At 67.5% G+C, this 13,313-nt stretch carries 16 protein-coding genes and 2 tRNA genes; 6 read left to right on the top strand and 12 right to left on the bottom strand.

What is annotated here, in order from left to right:
• Positions 1–89 precede the first annotated feature (89 nt).
• On the top strand, positions 90–527 hold the full coding sequence (gene acpS / locus ACRWNM_RS01100) for a holo-ACP synthase AcpS (RefSeq protein WP_431962500.1): 438 nt from the start codon (positions 90–92) through the stop codon (positions 525–527).
• Between the two features lie 16 nt (positions 528–543).
• On the opposite strand, the gene ACRWNM_RS01105 is transcribed toward acpS, so the two are convergent.
• Positions 544–1,164 carry a TetR/AcrR family transcriptional regulator gene (locus ACRWNM_RS01105; protein WP_357455373.1) on the bottom strand — a complete coding sequence of 207 codons (621 nt, stop codon included), beginning with the start codon at positions 1,162–1,164 and terminating at the stop codon, positions 544–546.
• Positions 1,165–1,575: 411 nt separating this feature from the next.
• Between ACRWNM_RS01105 and ACRWNM_RS01110 the strand changes: the two genes are divergently transcribed.
• The gene (locus ACRWNM_RS01110; RefSeq protein WP_431962502.1) at positions 1,576–2,781 is read left to right on the top strand and encodes a hypothetical protein; all 1,206 of its coding nucleotides are present in this window, start codon (positions 1,576–1,578) and stop codon (positions 2,779–2,781) included.
• A gap of 61 nt (positions 2,782–2,842) precedes the next feature.
• Here the strand turns inward: ACRWNM_RS01110 and ACRWNM_RS01115 are convergent, their stop codons facing one another.
• Positions 2,843–3,631 carry an ABC transporter permease gene (locus tag ACRWNM_RS01115; RefSeq protein WP_431963553.1) on the bottom strand — a complete coding sequence of 263 codons (789 nt, stop codon included), beginning with the start codon at positions 3,629–3,631 and terminating at the stop codon, positions 2,843–2,845.
• A 17-nt stretch (positions 3,632–3,648) separates the two neighbouring features.
• Positions 3,649–4,620: an ATP-binding cassette domain-containing protein gene (locus ACRWNM_RS01120; protein ID WP_431962504.1), complete on the bottom strand. Its 972-nt coding sequence runs from the start codon at positions 4,618–4,620 to the stop codon at positions 3,649–3,651.
• 174 nt (positions 4,621–4,794) lie between these two features.
• Here ACRWNM_RS01120 and ACRWNM_RS01125 point away from each other — a divergent pair, with 174 nt between their 5' ends.
• The gene (locus ACRWNM_RS01125) at positions 4,795–5,526 is read left to right on the top strand and encodes a TetR/AcrR family transcriptional regulator (protein WP_431962506.1); all 732 of its coding nucleotides are present in this window, start codon (positions 4,795–4,797) and stop codon (positions 5,524–5,526) included.
• A 71-nt stretch (positions 5,527–5,597) separates the two neighbouring features.
• Here ACRWNM_RS01125 and bcp read toward each other — a convergent pair whose 3' ends face one another.
• Positions 5,598–6,068, bottom strand: a complete 471-nt coding sequence (gene bcp / locus ACRWNM_RS01130) for a thioredoxin-dependent thiol peroxidase (RefSeq protein ID WP_431962508.1) — start codon at positions 6,066–6,068, stop codon at positions 5,598–5,600.
• Between the two features lie 140 nt (positions 6,069–6,208).
• On the opposite strand from bcp, the gene ACRWNM_RS01135 reads away from it, so the two are divergent.
• On the top strand, positions 6,209–6,430 hold the full coding sequence (locus tag ACRWNM_RS01135) for a DUF3618 domain-containing protein (RefSeq protein ID WP_357403066.1): 222 nt from the start codon (positions 6,209–6,211) through the stop codon (positions 6,428–6,430).
• Between the two features lie 67 nt (positions 6,431–6,497).
• Here the strand turns inward: ACRWNM_RS01135 and ACRWNM_RS01140 are convergent, their stop codons facing one another.
• The gene (locus ACRWNM_RS01140; protein ID WP_357403068.1) at positions 6,498–6,791 is read right to left on the bottom strand and encodes an excalibur calcium-binding domain-containing protein; all 294 of its coding nucleotides are present in this window, start codon (positions 6,789–6,791) and stop codon (positions 6,498–6,500) included.
• 133 nt (positions 6,792–6,924) lie between these two features.
• The gene (locus ACRWNM_RS01145; protein ID WP_431962511.1) at positions 6,925–7,902 is read right to left on the bottom strand and encodes a pirin family protein; all 978 of its coding nucleotides are present in this window, start codon (positions 7,900–7,902) and stop codon (positions 6,925–6,927) included.
• A 79-nt stretch (positions 7,903–7,981) separates the two neighbouring features.
• On the opposite strand from ACRWNM_RS01145, the gene ACRWNM_RS01150 reads away from it, so the two are divergent.
• Positions 7,982–8,446 carry a MarR family winged helix-turn-helix transcriptional regulator gene (locus ACRWNM_RS01150; RefSeq protein WP_431962513.1) on the top strand — a complete coding sequence of 155 codons (465 nt, stop codon included), beginning with the start codon at positions 7,982–7,984 and terminating at the stop codon, positions 8,444–8,446.
• Between the two features lie 3 nt (positions 8,447–8,449).
• Here the strand turns inward: ACRWNM_RS01150 and ACRWNM_RS01155 are convergent, their stop codons facing one another.
• The 3 genes from ACRWNM_RS01155 to ACRWNM_RS01165 all read right to left on the bottom strand — a co-directional run bounded on the left by ACRWNM_RS01155 (position 8,450) and on the right by ACRWNM_RS01165 (position 10,285).
• On the bottom strand, positions 8,450–8,764 hold the full coding sequence (locus ACRWNM_RS01155) for a hypothetical protein (RefSeq protein WP_431962515.1): 315 nt from the start codon (positions 8,762–8,764) through the stop codon (positions 8,450–8,452).
• A gap of 80 nt (positions 8,765–8,844) precedes the next feature.
• Positions 8,845–9,504 carry a transglycosylase SLT domain-containing protein gene (locus ACRWNM_RS01160; protein WP_431962517.1) on the bottom strand — a complete coding sequence of 220 codons (660 nt, stop codon included), beginning with the start codon at positions 9,502–9,504 and terminating at the stop codon, positions 8,845–8,847.
• 708 nt (positions 9,505–10,212) lie between these two features.
• Positions 10,213–10,285: transfer RNA gene (locus ACRWNM_RS01165), tRNA-Lys, on the bottom strand.
• Positions 10,286–10,600: 315 nt separating this feature from the next.
• On the opposite strand from ACRWNM_RS01165, the gene ACRWNM_RS01170 reads away from it, so the two are divergent.
• On the top strand, positions 10,601–11,815 hold the full coding sequence (locus ACRWNM_RS01170) for a L,D-transpeptidase (RefSeq protein ID WP_431962519.1): 1,215 nt from the start codon (positions 10,601–10,603) through the stop codon (positions 11,813–11,815).
• A gap of 71 nt (positions 11,816–11,886) precedes the next feature.
• Here the strand turns inward: ACRWNM_RS01170 and ACRWNM_RS01175 are convergent, their stop codons facing one another.
• The 3 genes from ACRWNM_RS01175 to orn all read right to left on the bottom strand — a co-directional run bounded on the left by ACRWNM_RS01175 (position 11,887) and on the right by orn (position 13,184).
• On the bottom strand, positions 11,887–12,276 hold the full coding sequence (locus ACRWNM_RS01175) for a hypothetical protein (RefSeq protein ID WP_431962521.1): 390 nt from the start codon (positions 12,274–12,276) through the stop codon (positions 11,887–11,889).
• Positions 12,277–12,405: 129 nt separating this feature from the next.
• Positions 12,406–12,478, bottom strand: a tRNA-His gene (locus ACRWNM_RS01180).
• A gap of 55 nt (positions 12,479–12,533) precedes the next feature.
• Positions 12,534–13,184 carry an oligoribonuclease gene (orn, locus tag ACRWNM_RS01185; protein WP_431962523.1) on the bottom strand — a complete coding sequence of 217 codons (651 nt, stop codon included), beginning with the start codon at positions 13,182–13,184 and terminating at the stop codon, positions 12,534–12,536.
• Positions 13,185–13,313 lie beyond the last annotated feature (129 nt).

Here is a 13,313-nt window from a genome sequence, read left to right on the forward strand (position 1 = left end):
CCGGGACCCGGCCGGTTCGCCGGGTCCGGTGAACGGAGTGCGGTCGCGCGAGCGGCCGCACTCCACGAGGGTTGAGGAGCTGCGACGCATTGACCATTCTGGGGATCGGCCTGGACTTGGTGACCATCTCCGAGTTCGCCGAACAGCTCGAAAAATCCGGAACCACCATGCTCAGGGAGAGTTTCACCGCGGGCGAGCGGCGCTACTGCCAGAGCAAGGGCACCGACCCCGCGCGCAGTTTCGCCGCGCGCTGGGCGGCGAAGGAGGCGGTGCTCAAGGCGTGGGCGTCGTCGCGCTTCGCACGACGCCCGCAGATCGGCGACAACCCGTACCCGCTGATCGAGGTGGTCAACGACGCCTGGGGCAGGCCGAGCATCAAATTGCACGGTCTGGCGGCCGAATTCCTGCCGAGGGCAAGGGTGCATCTGTCGTTGACCCATGACGGCGACACGGCGGCGGCGATGGTCGTGCTGGAGGATCCGGGCGAGCTCGCCGATCTGATCGAGGGGCGCGAGACTTCCGGGTGAGCCGGGCCCACCGCGCTCAGCGCTCGCTGGCGGTGCGGGATTCCTTCTCCGCGACAAGCAGATACGCGACCATGAGCCGCTTGAGCTCGGCGACGGCCTCCGCGTGCGACTGCTCGTCCTGCACCGAGAAGTTGAGCATCGAGTACACGACGTGCACCAGGACCTCGGCCATCATGGTGCGCCGCACCCGCGGCGTGCGCGGGGTGAGCGGACGCAGCATCTGCGAGACGACCTCGGCGAACTGCTTCTCGTGGATCGCGCCGGTCGCCCGGGTGGACGGCGTCGACTGCATGGCCAGCCACACCTCGCGCCGGGACGGGTCGGTCATCCACAGGTTGGCCAGGTGGTCGACGAACTGGTTCATGTGCCGCAGCCAGTCCAGCGAGGGCACCTCGCCGTGGAAATCGGCCAGTTCCTGGGAAACGGCAACCAGATCTTGGCGATTCAGCTCGCAGACGATCACATACTTGTTGGCGAAGAACTGGTACAGCGTGCCGATCGGGACCTCGGCCCGCGCCGCGACTTCTTCACAGGTGAACGATTCGAAACCGACCTCGACCAGCAGTTCGCGGGAGGCCTGGAGCAGCGCGTCGAACTTGCGCTTACTGCGTTCCTGAGTCGGCCGCTTGCGCGGCATCAGCTCTTGCGGGTCGTCTTGCAATTCCAACGCGGGGTCCAGGTGTCGCTTCGACGGCTTCGACCTGGCCTCCGTGTTTACTTCCACGTATCCAGGCTAGCGGTACCGACACGCACGCGACACGCGCACTTGGTCTGCGTGTCCAGGTCTGTCACATTTCACCACCCATCCGTAGCGGTTGTGGCAGCGAACACTAACCGAGCGTGCGTGCATCCGCAGGCACGTTTTGCCAAGGGTGTTCGCCCACCTCGGCGCACCTCCGCCTTCGCTACGGCCGTGCGCGGGCTGGGGACGGACTCGGTCCGGACGCGTCCGCCGGTCGGGCGATCCATTCCGGAAAGTCACTGGGAGGGCGTATCTGTGGTAGCTCGATCTGTGGTAACTCTCGGCGTTTCCACCGAACGTGGCGCTGTGCACGCGGTAGCGCTCGCCGACACCGGCGAGAAGTTGCTCGACCGCGTGCTGGTCCACCTGGTGGCGAAGACGTACGGCGACACCAAGGCGCATGTGGCGGCAGCGGTCGAGACCGCGATGGACGAAGTCGCCGCGGAGATCGGACCGGAATGGGAGATCGCGGGCACCGCGGTCGCGTACCGTGACGCCGCCGAGCGCCGGGCCGTCGTGACCCAGCTGGCATCCGGTCCGTGGCGCACGGCGTCGCTGCTCTCGGCGAAATCCGCGCACCTGAGCGCGGCAGGGGCGATGACCTGGCTCGGTGAGTTCGACGATCTGCTGGTCTGCGAGGTGGTCCCGGGTCACCAGGCGTTCACGCTGGTCGATCGCGGTCGCGATCGGGTGCTGGCGGCGATAGCCCAGACCGGCCCCGCGAGCGAGGAGTCGCTCGGCGTCGCGGTGACCGCGGCGTGGGACCAGTTCGAAGCGGCCGCCGTCCGGCCGGACGCGGTGGTGCTGATCGGTTCCGCCGCGCACGCGCCCGCCGTGCGCGCGGCCGCGGACCGATTCGGCGCACCCGTGCTGCCCTGCCGGATCGCCTCGTCTGCCGCGGCCCTCGGCGCCGCGATGTTCGCCATGGACGACGTGCCGGAACTGGTGGACACCGTCGAGGAGCCGCGCGGCCGCCGGAGCACGCCCGCGGTGTTCGTCGCGGCCAGCGTGGTGGCCGCCGGTCTGGTCGCCGGCGGTGTGTACACGCTGAATAACTCCACGCGGTCGGTCGTGGCCGACGCGCGGACCACCGCCGACGCGCACGTGGTCTTCGACACCGGGTCGTCCAGCGGGATGATCATCGGTTCCTCGGTGCAGCCGGGACAGTTCCACCCCGACGGCGCGCGCCAGGATCCCGACCCGGAATCGGCCCCGCAGGCCTTCGACGTGACGGCTGTGTCGCAGCAAGTGACGCAGTACTGGGGCGGTCGCATCGGTCCGCTGACCCTGGAGGAGTACGAAGCAGCGCAGGAGTCCGAGCCCGCGGCCGCTCCGGTCCTTCCCGGCACCGGCATACCGTCCACCACCAGGGTCGGAGCGCCCAACGACGCCATGCTGTTCCCCGGCGAGGCGCCCCCGCCCGCGCCCTTCACCGCGGAGTTCTACCAGTGGTGGGACAACCACATGCGCCTGCTCGCGCAGTGGGCGTCGCAGCAGGTGACGCAGGCCTGACGAAGGACGAGAAGCCCGAAAGGCCCGGCGCCGCAGTGGCGCCGGGCCTTGTCGTTCGTGATCAGCCGCGGGTGCGCCGCCGGAAGAGTGCGCCCGCCGCCAGATAGCCGACCGCGGCGATGCCCGCACACCACAGCACCGCGAGCAGGGCACTGTCGCCGATGGGGGTGCCCATCAACAGGCCGCGCAAGGTCTCGATGACCGGCGTCACCGGCTGGTTCTCGGCGAACAGGTGCAGCCAGCTCGGCATCGAGCCGGTCGGCACGAACGCGCTGCTCACATAGGGCAGGAACATGAAGAAGAAGGTGAAACCGTTGGCCGCCTCGGGGTTTCGCGCGAGCAGGCCGATGGCCGCCGCCAGCCAGGAGAGCGCGAGCACGAACATGGCGATCACTCCGAGCGCGGCGAGCCAGCGCAGCGGGTCGGCGGTGGGGCGGAAACCCAGTGCGACCGCGACCACGATGACCAGACCCGTGGTGATCAGGTTGCGGATCAGGCTCTCTGCCACGTGCCCGGTGAGCACCGCCGACCGCGCGATGGCCATGGTGCGGAACCGGTCGACGATGCCCTCGGCCACGTCGGTGGAGATGCTGACGGCGGTGGTGGCGGCGCCGAAACCCGCGCACAGCAGGATGATTCCGGGCACCACGTAGTCGATGTAGGCGCCGGGTCCGACGTCCATGGCGCCGCCGAAGACGTAGACGAACATCAGCAGGATCATGACCGGCAGCGCGATCGTCATGATCATGGTGTCGGGGCTGCGCAGCGTGTGCCGCAGGTTCCGGTCCAGCATGGTCCCGGAGTCCTGGACGGTGCGCAGCACGCGCAGGGCTGGGGAGGGGGTGATCATGGGCGTGGTCTCGTTTCTCATGCGGCCGATTCGGTGCGGCTCTGGTGGCCGGTCAACGCGAAGAAGACGTCGTCGAGGTCGGGGGTGTGCACGGTCAGTCGCTCGACGGCGATGTCCAAGTCGGCGAAGCGGTCGAGCAGGCGTTTGACCTCGGCTGCGCTGCCGTCGGAAGGAACCTGGAGGGTCAGCTGCTCCGGATCCATCTGGCCGATCGTGGCCGGCGAGTGCTCGTCGACGGCGCGGGCGGCGGACGCCAGCAGGTGCCGGTCGGCGAAGCGGAGCAGGATGTGGCCGCCGGGGGCGAGGCGTTTGAGTTCCTCGGGCGTGCCTTCGGCGACGATGCGTCCATCGTCGAGCACGGCGATGTGGTCCGCGAGCTGGTCGGCCTCCTCGAGGTACTGCGTGGTGAGGAAGATGGTCGCGCCGTCGGCGGCGAGTTCCCTGATAGCGGACCACAAATCGCGGCGGCTGCGCGGGTCGAGGCCGGTGGTCGGTTCGTCGAGGAAGACGATGCGCGGCTCGCCCATCAGGCTCATGGCGAGATCCAGGCGCCTGCGCATGCCGCCGGAGTAGGAGCCGACCGGCCGATCGGCGGCGTCGACCAGGTCGAACCGTTCGAGCAGGGCGGCGGTGCGGTGGCGTGTCTCGGCCGCGCCCAGGTGCAGCAGCTTGCCGGTGAGCCGCAGGTTCTCGGTACCGGTGAGCACGCCGTCGACCGCCGCGTACTGGCCGGTGACGCCGATCAGCCTGCGGATGGCGTCGGGTTCGCCCGCCAGGTCGTGCCCGAAGACGCGGACCTCGCCGCGGTCCGGCTTGCTCAGCGTGGCGAGGATGCGCACCAGGGTGGTCTTGCCAGCCCCGTTCGGCCCGAGCAGCGAGAAGACCGTTCCCGCGGCGACTTTCAGATCGATGTCGGTGAGCACGGTGTGCGCGCCGAAGGACTTGCCGAGCCGGCGCACCGCGAGGGCGGGGAGTGGTTCGGGGGACATGGGATCTCCGATCCGAAAACTGTTTATCGAATAAACGTAGTTTATATAGTAAACAGTTCTTGGGCGCAAGAGGGATGCGGTGCAATGCGGAGTCCGTCGATAGACCCGCGCATGGCCGGAGCGAAGGCGGAGGTACGCCTAGAGTCGAGGCGAGCGAAGGAGGCTGAAGCGCAGATGACGACGTCGGACGACGCGGCGCTACCGAAGTCCGTGGAACTGTTGTGGCGGCTCGATCAGCCGGGTGGGCGCGGTCCGAAGCGTGGGCTGACGCTGGACCAGATCCTGGAGGCCGCGATCGAGGTGGCCGACGCGGAGGGCTACGCGGCGCTGTCGATGAATCGGGTCGCCAAGCAGCTCGGATTCACCGCCATGTCGCTCTACCGGTACGTCGACAGCAAGAACACCCTGGTCGAATTGCTGCTGGATCGAGTGGTGGGCGCCCCGCCGCGCATCCCGCCCGGCACACCGTGGCGGACAGGGCTGGAGTTCTGGGCGCGCAGCGAGTTCGACGTGGTCGGACGGCACCCGTGGTGGCTGGACATCCCGCTCAAGACGCCGCCGATGGGCCCGAACAACATGGCCTGGCTCGAGGCGGGACTCGCCACGCTCGCCGACACCCCGGTGCCCGAGCCCGTGCGGCTGCAATTGGTGATGAACCTGTCGCTCTACGTCATCGGCAGGCGCTGGGCCGCCAGGAACATCGCGGGCGGGACCGACGGTGAGGAGGACTTCACCGCGGCGCTGCACCGAGTGCTCGATCCGCAGCGATTTCCCGCGATAGTGTCCGCCCTCACCCACCGCGCCTTCGAGCAGGACGACATCGACTGGGAGAAAGCCGATTTCGAGTTCGGCCTGGCGCGCATGCTGGACGGCTACGAGACCCTCATCGGCTCCTTCGAGCGATGAGGTCCGCTCATGCCTGCGCCTCGCTGGCGCTCGGCTCCGGCATGCGCGATGCGCGCCGGCACACGATTCGCTCACACCGACAGGTCGCGGCGCAGCTTGGCGACGTGGCCGGTGGCGCGCACGTTGTACTGCGCGACCTCGATCTTGCCCTGCTCGTCCACCAGGAAGGTGGAGCGGATGACACCGGTGACGGTCTTGCCGTACATCGTCTTCTCGCCGAAGGCGCCCCACGCGGTGAGCACCGCGCGTTCCGGATCGGACAGCAGCGGGAAGGTCAGCCCTTCCGCGTCGCGGAACTTGGCCAGCTTGGCGGGCTTGTCCGGAGAGACGCCGAGGACGTCGATGCCCGCGTCGTTCAGTTCGGCGAGGTTGTCGCGGAAATCGCAGGCCTGCTTGGTGCAGCCGGGCGTGCTCGCGGCGGGGTAGAAGTAGACGATCACCTTGCGGCCGCGGTAATCGGCGAGCGAGACCTCCTTGCCGTCGGCGTCGGGCAGCGTGAACGCGGGGGCGGTATCGCCGGGGGAGAGTCGTTGGTTGGTCACGTCCTGCACGGTAACCGAACCGCCGTCGAGCGGGCGGATACACTCGTCCGCGAGCCCTGGTGACTCGCGAACGGCCGGTGGGAACGTCGTCCCCGGCCCGGTTCGCGCCCGGCGGCACGCCCATCGACAGGAGGACATACGTGGCGAAGGACACCGAGCGGATCGAGCGGGAGATCGAGGCGGCCCGCACTCGGCTGGCGAGCACTCTCGACGAGATCGCCGTGCGCGCCGATCCGCAGCGGATCGCGGACGACACCAAGAGCCTGGTCGTCGCCAAGCTGAACGAACCCAAGGTCAAGTACAGCTTGATCGGCGCCGGTGCGGTGATCGTCGGCCTCGTGCTCGTGAAGCTCTTCCGCTGAGTTTGCGGCAAACGAAAACACCCGGTGCGGCACTGCCACACCGGGTGTTTTTCGTCTATCGGCGGTATCAGACCGTCGGGCAGGCGAATCCGTCGCCGTCGGGATCCAGGTGCGGGCCGAAGCCCGGCTCGCCGCGGAAAATCGGTGCGCGACCCGCCGCGCGGGCGTCGTCGCAGTTGGCGAAGGCGCCACCGGCCGAGCCGGTCTGCGACACTCCCGCCGAACCGGTCGCGGCGGAACCGGTATCGATGGCGGAGGAGCCGGTTCCGCTGGAACCGGTCGGGGCGGCCAAGGCGGCGGGCGCCGCGAGGATGGTCAGTCCAGCGACGGCGGCGCTGACGGTAAGCCGGCGAACGTTCATGTATTCCTCTGTGTTCTGCGGTGGATGTGGCGCCTTGACGAGCGACGCCGCACCCACTGTTGCGATGGGCCGCCCAGTTGTCAACCGCGCGACACCCGAATTAGGGCCATTAGGGGCTATAGGGCGGCCTGGCTCAGTGTGTCGGAGGGGTGACCGACAGGTGTTCTGCCGGAATGTTGCCCATCCGTCCGGACTGGAAGTCCTCGATGGCCTGAATGATCTCCGCTCGGCTGTTCATGACGAAGGGGCCGTACTGAACGACGGGTTCGCGGATCGGTTGCCCGCCGAGCAGCAGCACTTCGAGATCGCCGGGGCGCTCGTGCTGCTTCGAATCCGCCTCGACGGAAATCGAATCGCCTGTCCCGAACACCGCGAGTTGGCCCGCCTCGATCGGCCTGCGCTCGGCGCCGACCGTCCCGCTGCCTGCGAGCACGTACGCCATCGCCGAGAAGTGCTGCGGCCAGGGTGTTTCCACACGGCCGCCCGGGCTGATCGACGCGTGCGCGTAGGCGATCGGCGTGTAAGTCGAACCGGGACCGGCGAATCCGCCGACCTCGCCCGCGATCAGCCGCACCAGTGCGCCGCCGTCGTGCGAGCTGACCAGGGTCAGTTCGCTGCCGCGCAGATCCTGATAGCGCGGTGCGGCGAACTTCATGGCGCGCGGCAGGTTCACCCAGAGTTGCACGCCGTGGAACAGCCCGCCGGTGACCACCAGCTCTTCGGGCGGCACCTCGTCGTGCAGAATGCCGGAGCCCGCGGTCATCCACTGGGTGTCGCCCTCGCTGATGACACCGCCGCCGCCGTGGGAGTCGTGGTGGGCCATGGTGCCGTCGAGCATGTAGGTGACGGTCTCGAAGCCGCGGTGCGGATGCCAGGGAGCGCCCTTGGCCTCGTGCGGTTCGTAGGTCACCGGGCCCATCTGATCGAGCAGGATGAAGGGGTCGGCGGTCCGCAGGTCGATGCTCGGGAACGGCCGGGTGACCTCGAATCCCGCGCCTTCGCGCTGCTTGTGCGCGGTGACGATCTGCCGGACCGGTCGTTCGCGCATGGTCTCGTCGGGGCGGGGCAGGCGCAGTAGCACCAGGATGTTGTCGGCGGCGATGGCGGGCATGGGGAGCACCTCCTGTGCGGCTGGCCAGTCTCGGCCTGTTGGTGTCCATGTCAACCAAAGGGGGATTAGGATCATTCCCGTGGTGCGATGGCTGAGCGACGACGAGCAGGAGACCTGGCAGGCCTACATCCGGCTGCGCCAGCGGATGGACGCGGCGATCATGGCCGGGCTGGCCCGCGACGGACTCTCGCTCGCCGACTACGAGCTGCTCGTCCCGCTCTCCGCCGCGCCGGACGGACGCCTGCGCGCCAAGGAGCTCGCGGCGGAGGTGTGCTGGGAGAAGAGCAGGCTGTCCAAGCACCTGGCCAGGATGGCGGCGCGGGGGTTGGTCGAGCGGCGTCCATCGGAGGAGGACGCGCGCGGGATCGTCGTCGAGTTGACGGCGGCGGGTCGCACCGCACTCGAGCACGCCGCGCCCAACCACGTGGATCTGGTCCGTCGTGTCTTCATCGATCCGCTGACCGACGCGGAGGCGGGCGCGCTCCGGTCGCTGTCGGACAAGGTCAGCGCCACCGCGCAGCGCGTCACCGATCTTTCGATCTGATCGCTACGACCACGGCGTGATCGGGGGCTTCACCCACAGCAGCTTCTCGTCCACGTGCGCGCGGTGTGCGGCGGGATGGTTCGGATTGCGAGCGGCCCATGCGTTCTTCTCGTCGAGCAGGCGGGCGACGGCCAGCCAGGTCTCGTCGGTGCTCGGCGGATTCGACTCGGCGGCGCGGGCCAGTTTGCGGCGGGTCGCCGCGGGCATGTCGAGCAGTTCGGACCCGCTGACATCGCGGTCCCATAAATAAACGGCCAAGCGGCGGGCCTTCTCGGCCCTGCGGCTGACCGACGCGTCGGAGTGCGCGTAATCGGCCACGCGGGCATCCTACGACGAACGCCCCGCACCCGGTCGTGGTGACCGGAGGCGGGGCGTTCGTTCGTGGTGCTGGAGCCGGATCAGTACGCGCTGTTCACGTTGTCCATGCTGCCGTAGCGGTGCGCGGCGTAGTTGCAGGCGGCGACGATGTTGGCCACCGGATCCCAGACGTCGAACGGGGTGCCTTCGACGTGGTAGGCCGCGAAGGTCGGGTCGATGACCTGGAGCAGACCCTTGGACGGGATGCCCATGGCGGCGTTGGAGTCCCACAGGTTGATGGCCTGGGGGTTGCCACTGGACTCGCGGATGATGTTGCGGTGGATGCCCTCGTAGCTGCCGGGGATGTTGTTGGCGTGCATGATGTCGAGGGCCTGGCGGATCCAGCCGTCCAGGTTGTTCTCGTACACCGGCGGGGCCGGGGCGGGCATCGGCGCCGGAGCGGGCGCGGGCGCGGGCTCGGGCATCGGCGCCGGAGCGGGCAGCGGCACGACTTCCGGCACGGGAGCCGGGGCCAGGGCCGGAGCCGGGACGGCCTCGGGCATGGGGGCGGGGACCGGGGCGGGAGCGGCGGCGGGCTGCTCCTCGGCGACCATGGCGACGCGGGCCGGAACGCTGTCATCGGCCACCGACACCGCCGACGAAGCGGCGACGGCCACGATGCCGGCCGCTGCCACGGCGAAGGTCAGGCCCTCGCGGAGGGTGGTGCTGCGGCGCAGGGTGGAAAGGCGGCTGTGAGGCATTTCTGAGTTCCTTGTTAGGGGACAGGGGGGTCCGGCCGCACTCAGGCAGCGCGGATCCGGCGGCGGACGCTCATGGTGTTCGCCGAGAAAGTTCGATGTGCTGTTGTGGATTTGGTTGTGGAGGACACTCCGGTCCTCGGAACGCGACGAGCTGTATGCGGGTACCGGACGGATCGGGCCCGGGCCGCGGCGTCGCGCGGAACTCCACAGCGCGTGGAGCGATATGCGGAAGGTTGGCGATCGGGATTTGTTGCGGCTTCGCACCCGGGGGCCGGAGTGAACCTTGATCGGGTCCGTGCGGCCGTTTTCCGAATGCGTGTAAACAACACCTCGGTCTAACCAAACCTCAGGTCTCTTTGCGACCTGATTGCAGAATGGTCACGGAAGGTGAACGGAAGGTGAACGAGAGCTGAATGATAGAAGCTGTCGATCTTGGAACCGACAGGTCGTCGTTACCTAAACGCGATGTATGCAGGGAGTTTGCTCTTAAACGCGTTGTGCCCGAGGTCACAAAATTGATGTAGTGACGTGGGTCTATTTGCCTGTTCCAGGCCCGATTCGGGCCGATTTCGGGTCCGGGTAACTGCCCAGATCACGGCGTCGTTACCTTCGCGGGACCGCTCGCCGAACAACGTTTGGACACTGTTCGGACAAGAAAAGACCGTGCCCTTGCCCAAACGTAGCTGGGACCTGGCACGGTCTGTACTGTGCGCCATCAGGGACTCGAACCCCGAACCCGCTGATTAAGAGTCAGCTGCTCTGCCAATTGAGCTAATGGCGCCTGCCCCGGTGTTCCGGTGCGGGACAAACATTAACAGGCCCGACCCGAAAGAGTGAAATCGCCTGGTGAGGGGCTGTTTCGCGTGGTCGGCGACAGATGTTAACACCGGGCCCTTCAAACCTGATCTATCCGGTGGAACTCGGCCCGGTCGCGATGGTGTTCGCGTTGGATCGGTCTTCGACGGACTGGCAGAATGGCAGGACGTGGTCTCGACCGATCCCGCCGGCGCGGTGGGTTGAGCTTCTGTAGTCGGTTGGATCCGAAGCCATCGGCGCATGTCTGGACCACGCGCCGGGACTTGAAACGGGGTTGATTATGAGCATTTGTCGAGGTCGGCGGCGTTCGATACGAATACTCAGCGCACCTTTGGTAGCGCTCGCCGTGATCGCACTGGGATCGACAGGATGCTCGTCCTCGTCCGGCACCGCGGACGCCGCCGTCGCTATCGACCGTAACCCGATCACCGAATTGATCAAGCCGAAGCTGCTCGCCCCCGTCAAGGACGGTGACAAAGGTGTATCGCCCGGCATGCCGCTGACCTTCAAGGTCGATGACGGCAAGTTCACCACTGTGACGTTGGTCAATCAGCAGGGTTCTCCGGTCGCCGGCAACCTGGCCGCCGACGGCCGGACCTGGGAGACCGCCGAGGTGCTCGGCTACGGCAAGACCTACCGGCTCACCGCCGACGCGATCGGTCTCGGCGGCGCCAACACCACCACGCTGAGCTTCACCACCAGTTCGCCGAACAATCAGACCAAGCCGTACCTGATCCCGGGGGAGGGTGAAGTCGTCGGCATCGGCCAGCCGGTGGCGATCCAGTTCGACGAGAACATTCCGGACCGCAAGGCGGTCCAGGATGCGATCAAGATCACCGCCAACCCGCCGGTGGAAGGCGCGTTCTACTGGGTGAACAACCGCGAAGTCCGTTGGCGGCCAGAGCATTTCTGGGCGCCGGGCACCAAGGTCGACATCCAGGTGAACGTCTACGGCAAGAATCTCGGCAACGGGCTGTACGGCCAGGACAACATCACCTCGCACTTCGTCGTCGGCGATGCTGTGATCTTCACCGCGGACGACAACACGCACCAGGTGGTCGTCGAGCAGAACGGACAAGTGGTCCGCACCATGCCGACCTCGATGGGCAAGGACAGCACGCCCACCGACAACGGCGTCTACATCGTCGCCGACAGGCACGAGAAGATCATCATGGACTCCTCGACCTACGGTGTCGCGGTGAACTCCTCGGACGGCTACCGCACGCCAGTCGACTTCGCGACCCGAATCTCCTACAGCGGCATCTTCTTCCACTCGGCTCCGTGGTCGGTGGGCGCGCAGGGCTACTCGAACACCAGCCACGGCTGCCTGAATCTGAGCCCCGCGAACGCGCAGTGGGTGTTCAACTTCGCCAAGCGCGGTGACATCACGATCGTGAAGAACACCGTGGGCGGCACGCTGTCCGGTACCGACGGCCTCGGCGACTGGAACATCCCGTGGTCGGAGTGGAAGGCGGGCAACGCGGACGTCGGCTAGCGCGTCGGCGAGTCCGCCATGGCAGCGAAAAGGCCCCCGGTTGAGCGCCGGGGGCCTTTTTCGTGCGTGGGCTAGGGGATGTTGGGCCCGGGGGTGCCCGCGCAGGTGAGGTTGGCGTTCATCGCGCTACCGATGGCCGCGCAGAGCAGCGGGCCGCCGAAGATGATCCGCTCCAGCTGGGAGCCCGAGCCGGTGGTGGTCGCGCCGCCCGACGATCCGGTGCTGGACGAGGATCCGCTGGTGATGCCCGCGGAACCGGAGTCGGCGGGCAGGTCGATCGGAGTCGCCTCGCGCGCCGCCGAGGCGGTGCCTCCGGACCCGCCGAGCAAGGTGGCGCCGACGAGGGCTGCGAGAACGGCGGAACGCTTCACGTAGTGCTTTTCTTTCTCCTCGACCGGGTGATGCCACCGCGGCACACCCTGGTGCCGCAGTTTACGACCGCGCGGGGAGATCCGGGACACATTTGGAACCATCTGTGTTTCAGAACGCATTCCAGTGCTGTGCGCTCCGGTGAGTTGCTCAGGGGCGACGTGCGTTCCGCTTGAAAACGCGAAATGCGCGAGCCCTTAGGACTCGCGCATTTCGCTCGGGGTGAGTGACGGGACTCGAACCCGCGACATCCAGGATCACAACCTGGTGCTCTACCAACTGAACTACACTCACCATCGCCGGTGAAATACCGGCGCGCTAGATACTAGCGTGCCGTACCCGCGATTCCCTAATCGGCTTCCAACATGCCGTTTCGCGGCGCCGCGGCCGCGGGCTTGGCCCCGCCGCTGAGCTGGGCGGCCACCGCGGCGATCTCCGTGGTGGACGGGCCGGGCGGCGTAACGAACGCGGTGCGCCGGTAGTACTCGAGTTCGCGGATGGATTCCTTGATATCGGCGAGGGCGCGGTGGGTGAGGCCCTTCTCCGGCTGGCCGAAGTAGATGCGCGGGTACCAGCGGCGGCACAGCTCCTTGATGGAGCTCACATCGATCATCCGGTAGTGCAGGTGGCTGTCCAGCGCGGGCATGTCGCGGGCGATGAAACCGCGGTCGGTGGCGATCGAATTGCCTGCCAGCGGAACGGTTCCCGCGACGGGAGCGTACGCGCGGATGTAGTCGAGCACTTGCTGCTCGGCCTCGGCGAGGGTGACCGTGGAGCGGCGCACCTCTTCGGTCAGCCCGGAGCGCTCGTGCATGTCGGCGACCACCGGGGGCATGGCGGCCAGCGCCTCGTCATCGGCGTGGATGACGATGTCGACGCCGTCACCGAGAATGTTGAGGTCGCTGTCGGTCACGAGAGCGGCCACCTCGATCAGCTTGTCGCTGTCCAGGCGCAGGCCGGTCATCTCGCAATCCATCCACACCACAAGTTTGTCGCTCACTGGACACACCGTAGCCCTATGGTCGTCGTCGATTGGCGCATCGGGTCGCGCTGTATCGCAAGCGCCAAATTTGACACCACAAGTTTGTCGGACACTCCGGCAACCTTACTGCCATCGTCGCGCCCAGCC

The sequence above is a fragment of the Nocardia sp. bgisy134 genome, from assembly GCF_965341865.1.
Taxonomy (GTDB): Bacteria; Actinomycetota; Actinomycetes; order Mycobacteriales; family Mycobacteriaceae; genus Nocardia.